The sequence below is a fragment of the Ectothiorhodospira shaposhnikovii genome (assembly GCF_022227765.1).
Taxonomy (GTDB): Bacteria; Pseudomonadota; Gammaproteobacteria; order Ectothiorhodospirales; family Ectothiorhodospiraceae; genus Ectothiorhodospira.
This window is the reverse complement of sequence record NZ_JAJMLZ010000004.1, coordinates 247,528-262,589: the sequence shown is the minus strand read 5'-3', so window position 1 is coordinate 262,589 and position 15,062 is coordinate 247,528. Positions and strand designations below refer to the sequence as shown.

Genomic DNA, 15,062 nt, shown 5'->3' with positions numbered 1-15,062 from the left:
CGCCGCCAGTCCCCCCATCATAACGAGGACCCCGCATGACTCTTGAAGGTGAAATCGCGCTCGTCACCGGTGCCAGCCGCGGTATCGGCAAGGCCATCGCCCTGACCCTGGCCCGCCAGGGCGCCACCGTGGTGGGTACCGCCACCAGCGAGGGCGGTGCCCAGGCCATCTCCACCTACCTGGCCGAGGCCGGCGCCCGGGGACGGGGCATGATGCTGGACGTGACCCGGCCCGACGACGTGGATGCGGTGATCAAGGCCGTCGGTGACGAGTTCGGCGGGGTCACCATTCTGGTGAACAATGCCGGCATTACCCGTGACAATCTCCTCATGCGCATGAAGGACGAGGAGTGGGATGCCATCATCCAGACCAATCTCACGGCGGTGTACCGGGTGAGCAAGGCCGTGCTGCGCGGCATGATGAAGGCCCGCAAGGGGCGCATCATCAACGTCGGCTCGGTGGTGGGTTCTTCCGGTAACGCCGGCCAGACCAATTACGCCGCGGCCAAGGCCGGGCTGCTGGGTTTCACCCGCTCCCTGGCCCGCGAGGTCGGTTCCCGCGGTATCACGGTCAATACCGTGGCTCCGGGGTTCATCGACACCGACATGACCAAGGACCTGCCCGAGGCCCAGCGCGAGGCCCTGTTGACCCAGATCCCGCTGGGTCGCCTGGGGGCGCCGGAAGAAATCGCCCAGGCGGTTGCCTTCCTGGCCTCTCCTGGTGCAGCCTACGTCACCGGGGAGACGTTGCACGTGAACGGCGGGATGTTCATGGGCTGAAGACACGGCTTCCTTCTCCCGAATGGCGGGGAGGGGAGCCTTGTTCTGTAAGGTGGATGGAAGAGAAGGGTCGATGCCGGGCGGGTTTTTCCGTCCCGTGTGCATCAGCACAGTGGATCGACCGAAGGGATTTCACTACAATAGCGGCCCAGCTTCGGCTGCTTTTCAAATCAAGGGGATAGGCTAACCATGAGCAACATTGAAGAACGCGTCAAGAAAATCGTCGTCGAACAACTCGGAGTGAAGGAAGAAGAGGTGACCAATGCCGCTTCCTTCGTCGACGACCTCGGCGCGGATTCTCTGGACACCGTCGAGCTGGTGATGGCCCTCGAAGAGGAATTCGAAACCGAAATTCCCGACGAGGAAGCCGAGAAGATCACCACCGTTCAGCAGGCCATCGACTACATCAACGAGCACCTGCCGAACGCCTGATCCCTCGTTCAAGAGGATCATGCTCAACACCCGCGACCGCGACCAGTCCCCTGATCACGGTCGCGGGTGCCTCACACAGGTTAGAGTCGAACTTTAAGGTTTCACGCCCGAGCGTGGAAAAGGGGCAGTAGCATTGTCTAAACGGCGCGTAGTCATCACCGGTCTTGGCATCGTCTCGCCGGTCGGGTCCACCATCAAAACCGCATGGGACAATGTCACTGCGGGTCGTAGCGGCATCACTCCCATTGATGTCTTTGACGCTTCCCAGATGCCCGTGCGCATCTCCGGTGCCGTCCGGGACTTCAACGCGGACGATTACATCTCGCCCAAGGAACAGCGCAAGATGGACACCTTCGTCCACTACGGCATGGCCGCCGGCATTCAGGCCATCCGTGACGCCGGCCTGGAAGTCACCGAGGACAATGCCGAGCGCATCGGCGTGGCCATCGGTTCCGGCATCGGCGGTCTGCCCTACATCGAGAAGAGCTACGATGCCTTCCTCAAGGGCGGTGCCCGCAAGATCTCTCCCTTTTTCGTGCCCAGCGCCATCATCAACATGGTGGCCGGCAATCTCTCCATCATGTACGGCCTCAAGGGCCCCAACATCTCCATCGTGTCCGCCTGTGCCACCGGTACCCACAACATCGGTGACGCGGCACGCATGATCAAGTACGGCGAAGTGGACGTCATGGTCGCCGGTGGCGCCGAAATGGCCACCACCCCCCTGGGCATCGGCGGCTTTGCGGCAGCCCGCGCCCTGTCCACCCGCAATGATGATCCGGAACGGGCCAGCCGCCCCTGGGACAAGGATCGCGACGGCTTCGTCCTGGGCGACGGTGCCGGCGTCCTGGTACTGGAAGAGTACGAGCACGCCAAGGCGCGCGGCGCCCGTATCTATTGCGAGCTGTCCGGCTTCGGCTGGAACTCCGATGCCTTCCACATGACACAGCCTTCCACCGGCGGTGAAGGCGCGGCCGCCTGCATGCTGCAGGCGCTCAAGGACGCGGGCCTCAATCCGGATCAGGTGGACTATATCAATGCCCACGGCACCTCCACTCCGGCCGGCGACAAGGCCGAGACCATGGCCGTCAAGCGCGCCCTGGGGGATCATGCCTACAAGGTGGCGGTGAGTTCCACCAAGTCCATGACCGGTCATCTGCTGGGTGCCGCCGGTGGCATTGAAGCGGTGTTTTCCGCCCTGGCCCTGGCCGAAGGGGTGCTGCCGCCCACCATCAACCTGGACAACCCGGAACCCGAGTGCGACCTGGACTACGTGCCGAATACGGCCCGCGAGTTCAAGGGCAGCGTGGCCCTCTCCAACTCCTTCGGGTTTGGTGGGACCAACGGGACCCTGGTGTTCAGCAAGATCTGAGCCCTTCAGTCCCAGGACTGCCGGAAGGCCGCCGGGTGCGTGATTGCCCGGCGGCCTTCTGCGTTTCCGGCGCCAGTGGCGCCGTCGGAATCGGGGATCCGAGATGATGCTTGTCAATGGCCGACCGGCCTCCGTGTTGCCGCTCAATGACCGGGGCCTGCAGTACGGTGACGGTCTGTTCGAGACCCTGCGCATCCGGCAGGGCCATCCGTCCCACTGGCAGCGCCATCTTGAGCGCCTGCGGGAGGGGTGCCGTCGGCTGGGGTTTGCCGCTCCGGATGCCGCCGTGCTGGAAACGGAGGCGGGGCGTATCGCGGCCGCCCACCCCGATGGAGTGCTCAAGCTGATGATCACCCGCGGTCCCGGTCCTCGGGGATACCGTCCCCCCGCGTCTCCTTCCCCGACCCGCATCCTGGTGGGAAGTCCGCTCCCGGACAGCCTTTCCGTCTGGCGGCGGGACGGCGTGCGGGCCAGGATCTGCCGGATGCGCCTGTCCTCCAATCCTGCCCTGGCCGGGATCAAGCATCTCAATCGTCTGGAACAGGTGCTGGCCCGCTCGGAATGGGAAGATGAGTATCAGGAAGGCCTGATGCTGGACGGGGAAGGGCGGGTGGTCGAGGGCACCATGAGCAATCTGTTCCTGGTCCGCGACGGCATGTTGCTGACGCCGTCGCTGGATCAGTGCGGTGTGGCCGGCATCACCCGGGCACGGATCATGGACATCGCCGCCGGGATGGGCATTGTCTGCGGCCAGACCGGGCTCCGCCTGGATGACCTGTTCCGGGCGGAGGGCCTGTTCCTATGCAACACCCTGATCGGAATCTGGCCGGTGCGCTGCCTGGAAGGGCAAACGCTGCCGGTGCCGGATCTGGTGAGACGACTCCAGCAGCAGTTGGATACACAGGATCCATGACGCGGGCAGACAATCAGGGCTTGCCCATGCGATGCCGGGGAACGACAATCCTGTTCTGACCCTGGAACACACATGAGCCACTGCCGATTCCCGTGATGCGACGTCTTTTGCTTGTTGTCCTTCTGCTCCCGCTGATCATCGCCGGCTGGCTGGCATGGGACTATCATCGTTTCCTGCACACGCCGGTCAATCTTGCCGAGGCCACCGAGTTTCAGGTGCCCGCCGGGGCATCCCTGCGCCGGGTGGGGCAGGAACTGGCGTCGGCCGGGATCATCAGCAAGCCCCATTACTGGGAGATCCATGGGCGATTGTCGGAACAGGATCAGGGCATCCGGGCCGGGGAATACCTGATTCACCCCGGACTGACACCGGAGGACCTGCTGGCCCTGTTTATCCGTGGCCGCACCATCCAGTACAGCCTCACCATCCCGGAAGGCTGGACCTTCCTGCAGATGATGCGGGCCATCTCCGCCCACGAGAAAATCAGGAACACCCTGGCAGAGGATGAGTACATGAATGTGATGGCTCATCTGGGCCGTCCGGGTGAGCATCCGGAGGGCTGGTTCTTTCCGGATACCTATCTCTTTCCTCGGTACACCACGGACATGGACATCCTGCGCATTGCCCATCAGCGCATGCGCCAGGAACTGGCCCGGGCCTGGGAAAACCGCGCCGAAGATCTGCCCCTGAAGGACGAGTACGAGGCACTGATCATGGCCTCGATCGTGGAGAAGGAGACCGGGCGGGCCGATGAGCGTACCCTGGTCTCCGCCGTGTTCAACGAGCGCCTGCGCCGCGGCATGCGTCTGCAGACCGACCCCACCGTGATCTACGGCATCGAAAACTTCGATGGCCGCATCCGGCGACGGGATCTGCGGGCCGACAACCCTTACAATACGTACACCCGCGACGGCCTGCCACCCACACCCATCGCACTGCCTGGCGCCGCCGCCCTGCATGCGGCGGTGAATCCGGCGGAATCCCGGGCCCTGTTCTTCGTGTCCCGGGGGGATGGCAGTCATCATTTCTCCACGACCTACCAGGAGCACCGGCGGGCCGTGATCCAGTACCAGCTCGGCGGCGATGCCAGCCGTTACGGGCGCTGACGAACAGGAATACCCACGTTTTGACCAGTCCATCTGCCGCTGCCGAAAGGCGAGGGCGCTTCATCTGCCTTGAAGGGATCGAGGGGGTGGGCAAATCCACCCACCTGAGTGCCGTGGTGGCCCATCTGCAGGCGCGGGGGATTACCGCCGTGAGCACTCGAGAACCCGGCGGCACCCCACTGGGAGAGGCCATCCGCGGCCTGCTGCTTTCCCGCGACTTTCCGCCCATGCACGGGGATACGGAACTGCTGCTCATGTTTGCCGCCCGAGCCGAGCATCTGCGTCACTTTATTCTGCCGGCGCTGGATGCGGGCACCTGGGTGGTCAGTGACCGTTTCACCGACGCCACCTATGCTTATCAGGGTGGTGGGCGGGGGATCCCGGTGGAGCGCATTGCCGCCCTGGAGGATTGGGTACAGGGGGCCGTCCGGCCGGATCTGACCATCCTGCTGGATGCGGATGTCGCCACCGGCCTGGCGCGGGCCGGCAAGCGGGGGGAAGCGGACCGGTTCGAACAGGAAGCCGTCGATTTTTTCGAGCGGGTGAGAGCGGTCTATCACGAGCGCGTCAATCGGTCACCGACGCGCTATGCCGTGGTGGATGCCGGGGGAGATCTGGACCGGGTACGGGCCGATCTGCTGGCCCGGATCGATGACCTGCTGGCCCACCCGGTATCCGGGACCCCATGAGCGGCGCCCCGTTTCCCTGGTTGGAGGAGGCGTGGTGTGCGCTGCTGGAACGGCGGCGTTCGGGACGCCTGCCCCACGGTTGGCTGTTCACGGGGCCCGCGGGGACCGGCAAGCTGGCCCTGGCCCGGGCCTTCTGCCAGGCCATCCAGTGTGAGTCGCCCCTGGCCCGTGGGGCGGCCTGCGGCCATTGTCATGGCTGCCGCATGTGGCAGGCCGGTGCGCATCCCGATCTGACGGAAGTGACCATCCCGGAGGACAAGACCCGCATCCTGGTGGACCAGATCCGGGCACTGGGAGATTTCATGTCCCTGAGCCGCAGTCATGGCCCCTGTCGCATGGCCATCCTGTGGCCCGCCGACGCCATGACCGAGAACGCCGCCAACAGCCTGCTCAAGACCCTGGAAGAGCCGCCGGGTGACGCCATCCTGATCCTGGTCAGTGCCCATCCGTTCCATCTTCCGGCCACGGTGCGCAGCCGCTGTCAGCAGATCAAGCTGGCCCTGCCTTCACGCCCCGAGGCTCGACGCTGGCTGGCCGGGGCCGTGCCCGACATACCCGAGGGGGATCTGGATGCCCTGCTGGCACTGGGGCACGGATCGCCGCTGCGCGCCCGAGCATTGGCGGAGCAGGAGGCACTGCCCCAGTGGCGTGCCCAACTGGATGCCCTGCTGGGCCTGCTGCAGGGGCGCAAGGGGGTGGTGGAACTGTCCGAGCAATGGCACAAGGCGCCCCTGGACGTGCTGGTGGATCGATTGCAGATCCTCATGGCCGACGGGATTTGCCGGCACATGACCGGCGCTGACGGTGGCCGTTCATCCGGCGTGGCGACCCCGAAAGCCCTGGAGATCCTGACGGAACGACTGGATCCGGCGGCCTGTTTCCATTTCCAGGGGCGATTGTGCGAATGGCGCCGTCTCGCCGACACACCCATCAACCCGCAGGTGTTGCTGGAGGATATACTGGTGACCCTGCGTGATCTGGCACAGACCTGAAGGAGGGGACCATGGCACCGGGACAGGGCATACTTTCCCTGGCGATCAAGGACAAGCATTCCCTTTACGCCGCCTATATGCCGTATGTGAAGAATGGCGGCCTGTTCATTCCCACCCAGAAACTCTACAAGCTGGGCGACGAAGTCTTCATGCTCCTGACCCTGATGGAAGAGCGGGAGCGTATTCCGGTGGCGGGGCGGGTCATCTGGGTGACTCCCCCCAGGGCCCAGGGCAACCGCACACCGGGAATCGGCGTGCAGTTCAACGCCCAGGACAAGGGTGCCGCCCGCAACAAGATCGAAGGTCTGCTGGGTGGGGCCCTGCAGTCCGACCGACTGACCAACACCATGTAAGCCTTTTTAGGCAAGTCCTTTTTCTTTCCGATTTGCAACCATCGACTCTTTATGCTGATTGACTCCCATTGCCACCTGGATCGCATCGACCTGAGCCGGTTCGACGGCGACATGGACCGACTCATGGTCGCGGCCACGGAAGCCGGTGTCGAACACATGCTGTGCGTGTGCATCGACATGAACAATTTTCAGGCCGTCAGGGATCTGGCCGGACGCTATGCTCAGGTCTCCTGTTCCGTGGGGGTGCATCCCAGTGCACGGGAAGGCCTCGAACCCGACGAGGAGGCACTGGCGGCCATGGCCGCCGATCCGGAGGTGGTGGCCATCGGTGAAACCGGGCTGGATTACCACTACAACGAAGGCGACCTGACCTGGCAGCGGGAGCGGTTCCGGGTCCATGTGCGGGCCGCCAGGGCGGTGGGCAAGCCGCTGATCATTCATACCCGGGACGCCCGTGCGGATACCCTGGCAATCCTGAGAGAGGAGGGCGCCCGGGATGTGGGCGGGGTCCTACACTGTTTCACCGAGGACTGGGACACGGCCAGAGCCGGTCTCGATCTGGGGTTTCACGTCTCCTTTTCCGGGATCGTCACCTTCCGCAATGCGGATGCCCTCAGAGAGGTGGCACGGCGGGTGCCGGCGGACCGGCTGTTGATAGAGACGGATGCCCCCTATCTGGCTCCGGCCCCGTTCCGGGGCAAGATGAACCATCCGGCACTGGTTCGGCATGTGGCCGAATGCGTGGCCGGGGTCCGGGGCGAGAGTCTGGAAACCCTGGCCGCCGTGACCGCGCAGAACTATCGGCGCCTGTTCAATCCCTGCACGTAGCCGTCACCGCGGGCCGTCATCCCGCCTCGGCGAAGGCCGCGGCCATCTCCACCGCCCGTTCCAGGTCACCGGTCCGGGTATGGAAATGGGGCGAGAACCGGATACCGCCGCCCCGCGGGGCACACAGAACCCCGGCATCCATCAACCGACGATGACTGAGCGCCACGTCCATGTCCCGGCGCCCGAAGGTGACGATGCCCGAACGCCGCTCCGGCGCCTGGGGTGAATGGATTTCGAACTTGGCGGATCTGAGCAGATCCACCAGGTATTCGACGTTTCTGGACAAGGCATCGGCAATGAAGGCCATGCCCAGTTCCTCGAACAGGGAGAGACTGGCGTCCAGGGCATGGATCCCCAGCATGTTGGGGCTGCCGCATTCGAAACGGCGGGCCGAATCGGCGGGATGCCAGTCCATCCGGTCATAATCACCGCAGTGCTCCACCATGTGCCAGCCGTACTGGTTCAGGCTCAAGGCATCGCGGGCCTCGGGGCCGGCATAGAACACCGCAATCCCCTCGGGTCCGAGCAGCCATTTGTGGGCATCGGCGGCAAGAAAGTCCACCTGGGCGGCCTGCACGTCCAGGGGCAGGGCGCCCAGTTGCTGGATGGCGTCCACGCAGAACCAGATCCCCCGATGCCGACAGGCCGCGCCCAGGCGCTCCAGATCCAGTCTCAGGCCCCGGGCATATTGCACGGCGCTCACGCTCAGCAGACGGGTGCGCCGGTTCGTGGCGCCCAGCAGCGCCGCCTCCGGATCCGCCACCGACACATCCACCAGACGAACCTCCACGCCGAAGCGGGACTCCAAAGCCTGCCAGACGATCCGGTTGGACGGAAACTCCTGCAAGGGACAGACCACGTTATCCCCGCGACGCCAGGGCAGCCCGAAAGCCACCACGGAGAGCCCTTCCGAGGTGTTCTTGAGCAGGGCGATGTCTTCTGTCTCCGAGGCGTTGATCAGCCGCTGTAGCCGTTCGCGCAGCCGTTTTTCCACCGCCAGCCAGCGTGGGTAGTGCAGGGACCCATGCAGGGTGTTTTCCTGGGCGAAGGCGGCCACCGCCTGGGCCGTGCGGACCGGCCACGGGCCGACGGCGGCGTGATTGAGGTGAATCAGGTCGGGAGAGAGGGGGAATTCAGGATGCATGATTCTCCTTGCCGGGTCAGGGATGGGTTTGCAATGAGCGTGCCTGATTTGTTAGGGTTGTTCTTCTTTGTCCCTTGGCCATCTTGGCCACAACCATCTTGTGACCGCCGAATAATAGTGCGCGGTCGTTTTCGGAGATCAGGGCTGGCACGCCTGCGGCGCCCGTTCTTCCCACTGGATCCAGATTAATTTTCCGTCTGATCTGATCACAGAGTATCGGAGGCGTCATGAGTTCTGTCCTTAATTTTTACCGACACGAAGCACTGCAAGAGATCAAGGCCCGTCCGTTCAAGGTCTATACCGAGCGGACCCTGGAGCAGATCCCCGCGGTAGCCCGGCTATCCGAAGCCCAGCGTTTCGAGATGAAGGTGGTGGCCAGCGTGCTGCCGTTCCGGGTCAATGAATACATCATAGATGAATTGATCGACTGGGATCAGGTCCCCGATGACCCGATCTATCAGCTGACCTTCCCTCAGCGCGAGATGTTGGAGCCGGCGGTCTATGAACGCATGGCCGAATTGCACCGTCGCGGCGCAGAGCGGGCGGAGATTGCTGCCTTGGCGCAGACGTTGCGTCAGGACCTCAATCCCCACCCGGCAGGGCAGATGGAGATGAACCGCCCCATGCTGGATGGCCGTCCCCTGGAAGGGTTGCAGCACAAGTACAAGGAAACGGTGCTGTTCTTCCCCACCCAGGGTCAGACCTGCCATGCGTACTGTACCTTCTGCTTCCGCTGGGCGCAGTTCGTGGGTGATAAGGAACTGCGTATCGCCTCCAGTCAGAGTGATGACCTGCTGGGCTACCTGCGTGCCCATCCGGAAGTGACGGACCTGCTGGTCACCGGCGGTGATCCCATGGTCATGAAGACCAAGTATCTGGCCCAGTATCTTGAGCCCCTGATGGCGCCGGAATTCGATCATGTCCAGACCATCCGCATCGGTACCAAGGCACTGACCTTCTGGCCCCATCGTTTCGTGAGCGATGCCGATGCCGATGAATTGTTGATGTTGCTGGAACGATTGGTGAAGGCGGGCAAGCACGTGGCCCTGATGGCCCATTACAACCACTGGCGGGAGATGGAAACCCCCGTGGCCCGGGAGGCCATCCGCCGACTGCGTGCCACCGGTGCCGAGATCCGCAGTCAAGGGCCGCTGCTGGCCCATATCAATGATGATGCCGAAGTCTGGGCTCGCATGTGGCGCAACCAGGTACGCCTGGGAATCGTGCCTTACTACATGTTCGGTGAACGGGATACCGGCGCCCGCTGTTATTTCGAGGTCCCGCTGGCCCGGGCCTGGGAGATCTACCGCGATGCCATGTCCCAGGTATCCGGCCTGGCCCGCACCGCCCGCGGTCCTTCCATGAGTGCCGGTCCCGGCAAGGTGGAGATCCAGGGCGTGACCGAGATCCAGGGGGAGAAGGTGTTCGTGCTGCGCTTCATCCAGGGTCGTAATCCGGACTGGGTGCAGCGTCCGTTCTTTGCCCGGTATGATGAAAAGGCCACCTGGCTGAACCACCTGAAGCCGGCCTTCGGGGAGGAGAAGTTCTTCTTCGAGGATGAGTACAATGCCATGAAGGCGAGGGCGGTGACCCGGTAGTTCGGAATTTCAGGTTGTCGAGTCACGAGAATCGGCGGGCCGGTTCCCATGTCTTTCAGGCTGGTTCGGGTATTTCCCGGATCAGCCTTTTTTTTGCAAGGTTCCTTGTATCTTGAAGGGAGAGCAAAATGATGAACAATCACGACCTGACCCGCAGGGACCTGGCCGTTGTCTGGCATCCCTGTACCCAGATGAAGGATCACGAACATCTGCCCATGACGCCAATCCGGCGAGGGGAGGGGGTGTGGCTGGAGGATTTCGACGGCAACCGCTATCTGGATGCCATCAGCTCCTGGTGGGTGAACCTGTTCGGTCACGCCAACCCCTATATTAATGCCGCCATCCGCCGGCAGCTGGATGACCTGGAACACGTGATCCTGGCCGGTTTCACCCATGAACCGGTGGTCCGCTTGTCCGAGCGTCTGGTGGCGATCACGCCGCCGGGCCTGAGCCGGTGCTTCTACGCCGACAACGGGTCCGCCGCCGTCGAAGTCGCCCTGAAGATGAGCTTTCATTACTGGCTCAACCGGGGCCAAAAGGACAAGACCCGGTTCATCTGTCTTTCCAACAGCTATCACGGAGAAACCCTGGGGGCGCTGGCGGTGGGTGACGTGCCTCTGTACAAGTCCACCTATGGGCCGTTGCTGATGGAGGTCATGACCGTGCCCGGTCCGGACTGTTTCGAGCGTGAACCGGGCGAAGATTGTGAACAGGTGGCCGAGCGCATGTTCGAGGCCATGGAGGCGACGCTGGCAAGGCACGCCCACGAAACCTGCGCGGTGATCGTCGAGCCCCTGGTGCAATGCGCCGGCGGCATGCGCATGTATCACCCCCGGTATCTGCAATGGTTGCGCGAGGCCTGTGACCGTTACGGTGTGCATCTGATCGCCGACGAGATCGCGGTGGGGTTCGGCCGGACCGGGACCCTGTTTGCCTGTGAACAGGCGGGTATCTCGCCGGATTTCATGTGTCTGTCCAAGGGGCTGACTGGGGGCTATCTGCCGCTGTCCGTGGTGCTGACCCATGATCAGGTCTATGACGCCTTTTATGATGAGTACACGCGCCTGACCGCATTTCTGCATTCCCATTCCTATACCGCCAATCCGCTGGCCTGCACGGCGGCTTTGGCCACCCTGGACCTGTTCGAACGGGATGACGTCATCGGGCGAAATCGACGGCTGGCCGCGGTGATGGCCGAATCCCTGGCGCCGTTGAAGGATCATCCCCACGTGGCGGATGTGCGTCAGCACGGGATGATCGCGGCGGTGGAGATGGTGAGAAACAAGACCACCCGCGAACCGTATCCCTGGCAGGAGCGCCGTGGTCTGGCGATCTACCGGCACGGCCTCAAGCGCGGCGCGCTGCTCAGACCGCTGGGCAACGTGAGTTACCTGATGCCGCCGTACGTGATCACCGAGGAGCAGATCCGGTTCCTGGCGCAGGTGATGATGGAAGGCATCGACCTGGCGTGCCGGGATTGATTCGCATAATGTATATTATGTTAAATAATGTTCTCAACCAAGGAGTACATCGGCTCCCAAACAAGAACGGGTTCTAGCCTGGATGGCTGGCTGACCACATCGATCAGTTGCAAAGCTGCTGTATCGGCTCCCACAGACACTTTAAAAGTCGGATAATAGTCCGCTTCCCGATTTCAAGACCCGTACCGGAGATCCATCGCCCCCATGGATAAAAGCTCGCTGGACCAGGCCGCACTGGACTACCACTATTTCCCCACCCCCGGAAAGATCTCGGTCGTGCCCACCAAGGGTCTGACCAACCAGCGCGATCTCGCTCTGGCCTATTCTCCCGGTGTGGCGGCCGCCTCACGGCTGATCGCCAAAGATCCGGGTCAGGTGGGACGCCTGACCGCACGGGCCAATCTGGTGGGCGTGGTGACCAACGGCACGGCCGTGCTGGGGCTGGGCGCCGTCGGTCCCCTGGCAGCCAAGCCGGTAATGGAAGGTAAAGGTGTGTTGTTCAAAAAATTCGCCAATATCGACGTCTTCGACATCGAATTGGACGAACTTGACCCGGACAAGCTGGTGGACATCATCGCCGCCATGGAGCCCACCTTCGGCGGCATCAATCTGGAAGACATCAAGGCTCCGGAATGCTTCTACATCGAGCGCAAACTACGGGAGCGGATGAAGATCCCCGTCTTTCACGATGACCAGCATGGTACTGCCATCGTGGTGGCTGCCACTGTGCTTAATGCCATGCAGCTCACCCGCAAGGAACTGAGCAGCATCAAGCTGGTCACCTCTGGTGCAGGTGCCGCCGCCCTCGCCTGCCTGGATCTGCTGGTCACTATGGGTATGCCGGAGGACAACATCTGGGTGACGGACATTCACGGCGTCGTCTACAAGGGACGCCCCGAAGAGATGGACAGTTTCAAGGAACGCTATGCCAAGGACACCGAGGCCAGGACTCTGGGCGAGATCATCGACGGTGCCGACGTCTTTCTGGGGCTTTCCGCCGGTGGCGTGCTCAAACAGGACATGGTGGCCCGCATGGCCCCCAATCCGCTGATCCTGGCGCTGGCGAATCCGGACCCGGAGATCCTGCCCGAGGAAGTCATGGAGGTACGGGATGACGCCATGATGGCCACCGGACGATCCGACTATCCGAACCAGGTCAATAACGTCTTGTGCTTCCCCTTCATCTTCCGGGGTGCCCTGGATGTGGGCGCGACCACCATCACCAAGGAAATGCAGATTGCCGCGGTCAGGGCCCTGGCGGAACTGGCCCGGGCGGAGCCTTCCGACGTGGTGGCCAAGGCCTATGGGGATGAAGGGCTGCGGTTTGGGCCTTCCTATCTGATCCCCAAACCCTTTGATCCACGACTGATCGTCAAGATCGCCCCCATGGTGGCCAAGGCCGCGATGGATTCTGGGGTGGCCACTGCCCCCATCGAGGAGCTGTGGACCTATCGGGATCATCTGAACAACTTTGTCTACCAGTCCGGGTTTGTGATGAAACCGGTATTTGCCGCCGCCAAGGCGGCCCCACGGCGGGTCATCTATGCCGAAGGCGAAGACGAGCGGGTGCTGCGTGCCGTGCAGACGGTGCTGGAAGAAGGGCTGGCCCAGCCCATCGTGGTGGGTCGGCCCGAAGTGATAGAGTCCCGCATCGAGCGCATCGGCCTGAACCTGCGCCCAGGCGAGGATTTTGAGCTGGTGAATCCGGCTTCCGACGCCCGCTTCCGTACCCTGTGGAGTGAATATCACCAGATCATGGGCCGCAAGGGCATCACGCCGGACATCGCCAAGTACCGCATCCGCAGCAACAACACCCTGATCAGCGCCATGCTGCTGCGCACGGGAGATGCGGACGCCATGGTCTGCGGCATGGTGGGCCAGCACGCCTATCACCTGAAATTCATCGAAGACGTGATCGGCCTGGCCCCCGGGGTTCGGACCTTCGCCACCATGAACCTGCTGATGCTGCCCCATCGCACCCTCTTCCTGTGCGACACCTATGTCAATGAAAATCCGGACGCGGAAACCATTGCCGAGATCACTTTGATGGCGGCGGAGGAAGTGCGCAACTTCGGTCTGGCTCCCAAGGTAGCCCTGGTTTCCCATTCCAATTTCGGCAGTGTGCCCTCCGAAGGGGCGCGCAAGATGAGTCGCGCCCGGGCCCTGCTGGAACAAATGGACCCGAATCTGGAAGTGGACGGGGAAATGCACGCCGATGCCGCCCTCAAGGAAGAGATCCGTGATCAGCTCATCCAGGGGTGCCGCCTCAAGGGCGAGGCCAATCTGCTGGTGATGCCCAACATCGATGCCGCCAACATCTCGTTCAACCTGCTCAAGGCGGCCAGCGGTGAAGGCATCAGCGTGGGGCCGATCCTGCTGGGCTCCGCCAGGCCCGTGCACATCCTCAATGAAACCGCGTCCGTGCGGCGCTTGGTCAACATGACGGCGCTGGCGGTGGTGGATGCCAATCAGGCGGATAGCCGCCAGGCACAGCAGCGGGATCCCATGCAGCGCTGACCCCGCCCTACCCTGCTCTTTCCGTTCCAGCACCCTGATTTTACGGGCGCTGGAACGGGAAATGCCGCCGTTACCGGAATCTAGTTGACGCGTCGTTCGCCGTTGGAAGCGTGCTGGGTGGGCGGTTTCAGGCCTTCGAGCACTCTCCTACGGCTGTTTTCCGGAAATGGATACTCCATGTAGCGGGCGGCGGCGCGAGCCACGTCCTGGCCGTGATAACGCAGGACCAGTTGCAGGGCCATGTCGATGCCGGCGGAGATCCCTGCCGAGGTAATGACGGAGCCGGCATCCACAACAAATTCGTCTTCCACCACCATCACCTCCGGAAATGAATCCCGCATCCAGTCGAGGGAGCGCCAGTGGGTGGTGGCCCGCAGACCGTCCAGCAGGCCGGCCTTGCCCAGCAGCATGGCACCGGTACAGACACCCGCCAGCAGGGATAAGCCATCAGAGCGCTCCCTGATCCAGTTCATCAGGACGGAATTGTTGATCTCGCGACGGGCCCCCTTCCCTCCCGGTACCACCAGAATGTCCAGTTCCGGGCAATCGGTGAAGTCATGGTGCGGCAGTACCATCATGCCGCCCGTGGTGGTGATGGGACGCTTGTGTTCGGCAATCAGCCGTATGTCGAAGGGGGATTCCGTTTCGGCGCGTCTGGACTCATCCAGCCGGGTGGTGGCAAACACCTCGAACGGACCTGCAAAGTCGAGGACTTCCACCTGATCGAAGATCAGAATACCCACCAGGGTGCGTCGGACTGTGATGCTGTTATTCATCATCGGTTTTCCTGATAACCGGTCGGCCGCCGGTTTGCGGGTGGCCGATCCGCCGGACATTGACTGATCACAAAAATACTTC

The 15,062-nt window shown here is 62.9% G+C and carries 14 protein-coding genes; 12 read left to right on the top strand and 2 right to left on the bottom strand.

All coding sequences use genetic code 11. The features are described from left to right. Nucleotides 1–35 precede the first annotated feature (35 nt). The 9 genes from fabG to LQD11_RS07580 all read left to right on the top strand — a co-directional run bounded on the left by fabG (nucleotide 36) and on the right by LQD11_RS07580 (nucleotide 7,464). Nucleotides 36–779 carry a 3-oxoacyl-ACP reductase FabG gene (fabG, locus tag LQD11_RS07620; RefSeq protein WP_008931240.1) on the top strand — a complete coding sequence of 248 codons (744 nt, stop codon included), beginning with the start codon at nucleotides 36–38 and terminating at the stop codon, nucleotides 777–779. 189 nt (nucleotides 780–968) lie between these two features. Further along, complete coding sequence (gene acpP, locus LQD11_RS07615) at nucleotides 969–1,211, top strand: acyl carrier protein (RefSeq protein ID WP_008931241.1); 243 nt, start codon at nucleotides 969–971, stop codon at nucleotides 1,209–1,211. A gap of 133 nt (nucleotides 1,212–1,344) precedes the next feature. After that, nucleotides 1,345–2,583 carry a beta-ketoacyl-ACP synthase II gene (fabF, locus tag LQD11_RS07610; RefSeq protein ID WP_238617006.1) on the top strand — a complete coding sequence of 413 codons (1,239 nt, stop codon included), beginning with the start codon at nucleotides 1,345–1,347 and terminating at the stop codon, nucleotides 2,581–2,583. 103 nt (nucleotides 2,584–2,686) lie between these two features. Beyond that, complete coding sequence (gene pabC / locus LQD11_RS07605; RefSeq protein WP_238617005.1) at nucleotides 2,687–3,496, top strand: aminodeoxychorismate lyase; 810 nt, start codon at nucleotides 2,687–2,689, stop codon at nucleotides 3,494–3,496. A gap of 95 nt (nucleotides 3,497–3,591) precedes the next feature. Then, nucleotides 3,592–4,602, top strand: coding sequence for an endolytic transglycosylase MltG (gene mltG, locus LQD11_RS07600; RefSeq protein WP_238617037.1), 1,011 nt, complete (start codon nucleotides 3,592–3,594; stop codon nucleotides 4,600–4,602). A 20-nt stretch (nucleotides 4,603–4,622) separates the two neighbouring features. Then, nucleotides 4,623–5,291, top strand: a complete 669-nt coding sequence (tmk, locus tag LQD11_RS07595) for a dTMP kinase (protein ID WP_238617004.1) — start codon at nucleotides 4,623–4,625, stop codon at nucleotides 5,289–5,291. Next, nucleotides 5,288–6,283: a DNA polymerase III subunit delta' gene (gene holB / locus LQD11_RS07590; protein ID WP_238617003.1), complete on the top strand. Its 996-nt coding sequence runs from the start codon at nucleotides 5,288–5,290 to the stop codon at nucleotides 6,281–6,283. The genes tmk and holB overlap by 4 nt, the downstream gene beginning before the upstream one ends. A gap of 11 nt (nucleotides 6,284–6,294) precedes the next feature. Next, nucleotides 6,295–6,636: a PilZ domain-containing protein gene (locus tag LQD11_RS07585; RefSeq protein ID WP_008931247.1), complete on the top strand. Its 342-nt coding sequence runs from the start codon at nucleotides 6,295–6,297 to the stop codon at nucleotides 6,634–6,636. Between the two features lie 51 nt (nucleotides 6,637–6,687). Then, complete coding sequence (locus LQD11_RS07580; RefSeq protein WP_238617002.1) at nucleotides 6,688–7,464, top strand: TatD family hydrolase; 777 nt, start codon at nucleotides 6,688–6,690, stop codon at nucleotides 7,462–7,464. Between the two features lie 16 nt (nucleotides 7,465–7,480). On the opposite strand, the gene LQD11_RS07575 is transcribed toward LQD11_RS07580, so the two are convergent. Continuing rightward, a complete protein-coding gene (locus tag LQD11_RS07575; RefSeq protein ID WP_238617001.1) occupies nucleotides 7,481–8,608 on the bottom strand; it encodes an aminotransferase class V-fold PLP-dependent enzyme in 1,128 nt (375 codons plus the stop codon). 227 nt (nucleotides 8,609–8,835) lie between these two features. On the opposite strand from LQD11_RS07575, the gene LQD11_RS07570 reads away from it, so the two are divergent. The 3 genes from LQD11_RS07570 (at nucleotide 8,836) to LQD11_RS07560 (ending at nucleotide 14,204) form a co-directional block, all read left to right on the top strand. Then, nucleotides 8,836–10,206, top strand: a complete 1,371-nt coding sequence (locus LQD11_RS07570) for a KamA family radical SAM protein (protein WP_238617000.1) — start codon at nucleotides 8,836–8,838, stop codon at nucleotides 10,204–10,206. 131 nt (nucleotides 10,207–10,337) lie between these two features. Further along, nucleotides 10,338–11,687: an adenosylmethionine--8-amino-7-oxononanoate transaminase gene (locus LQD11_RS07565; protein WP_238617036.1), complete on the top strand. Its 1,350-nt coding sequence runs from the start codon at nucleotides 10,338–10,340 to the stop codon at nucleotides 11,685–11,687. A 204-nt stretch (nucleotides 11,688–11,891) separates the two neighbouring features. Next, nucleotides 11,892–14,204 carry an NADP-dependent malic enzyme gene (locus LQD11_RS07560; RefSeq protein WP_238616999.1) on the top strand — a complete coding sequence of 771 codons (2,313 nt, stop codon included), beginning with the start codon at nucleotides 11,892–11,894 and terminating at the stop codon, nucleotides 14,202–14,204. Between the two features lie 80 nt (nucleotides 14,205–14,284). On the opposite strand, the gene LQD11_RS07555 is transcribed toward LQD11_RS07560, so the two are convergent. Next, nucleotides 14,285–14,980: a DJ-1/PfpI family protein gene (locus tag LQD11_RS07555; RefSeq protein WP_238616998.1), complete on the bottom strand. Its 696-nt coding sequence runs from the start codon at nucleotides 14,978–14,980 to the stop codon at nucleotides 14,285–14,287. Nucleotides 14,981–15,062: the final 82 nt, after the last annotated feature.

Excerpts from the sequence above, each read along its gene's own strand:
- fabG (WP_008931240.1), top strand. The coding sequence starts at position 36 with ATGACTCTTGAAGGTGAAATCGCGCTCGTCACCGGTGCCAGCCGCGGT.
- acpP (WP_008931241.1), top strand. The coding sequence starts at position 969 with ATGAGCAACATTGAAGAACGCGTCAAGAAAATCGTCGTCGAACAACTC.
- pabC (WP_238617005.1), top strand. The coding sequence starts at position 2,687 with ATGATGCTTGTCAATGGCCGACCGGCCTCCGTGTTGCCGCTCAATGAC.
- mltG (WP_238617037.1), top strand. The coding sequence starts at position 3,592 with ATGCGACGTCTTTTGCTTGTTGTCCTTCTGCTCCCGCTGATCATCGCC.
- holB (WP_238617003.1), top strand. The coding sequence starts at position 5,288 with ATGAGCGGCGCCCCGTTTCCCTGGTTGGAGGAGGCGTGGTGTGCGCTG.
- LQD11_RS07585 (WP_008931247.1), top strand. The coding sequence starts at position 6,295 with ATGGCACCGGGACAGGGCATACTTTCCCTGGCGATCAAGGACAAGCAT.
- LQD11_RS07580 (WP_238617002.1), top strand. The coding sequence starts at position 6,688 with ATGCTGATTGACTCCCATTGCCACCTGGATCGCATCGACCTGAGCCGG.
- LQD11_RS07575 (WP_238617001.1), bottom strand. The coding sequence starts at position 8,608 with ATGCATCCTGAATTCCCCCTCTCTCCCGACCTGATTCACCTCAATCAC.
- LQD11_RS07570 (WP_238617000.1), top strand. The coding sequence starts at position 8,836 with ATGAGTTCTGTCCTTAATTTTTACCGACACGAAGCACTGCAAGAGATC.
- LQD11_RS07565 (WP_238617036.1), top strand. The coding sequence starts at position 10,338 with ATGAACAATCACGACCTGACCCGCAGGGACCTGGCCGTTGTCTGGCAT.
- LQD11_RS07560 (WP_238616999.1), top strand. The coding sequence starts at position 11,892 with ATGGATAAAAGCTCGCTGGACCAGGCCGCACTGGACTACCACTATTTC.
- LQD11_RS07555 (WP_238616998.1), bottom strand. The coding sequence starts at position 14,980 with ATGAATAACAGCATCACAGTCCGACGCACCCTGGTGGGTATTCTGATC.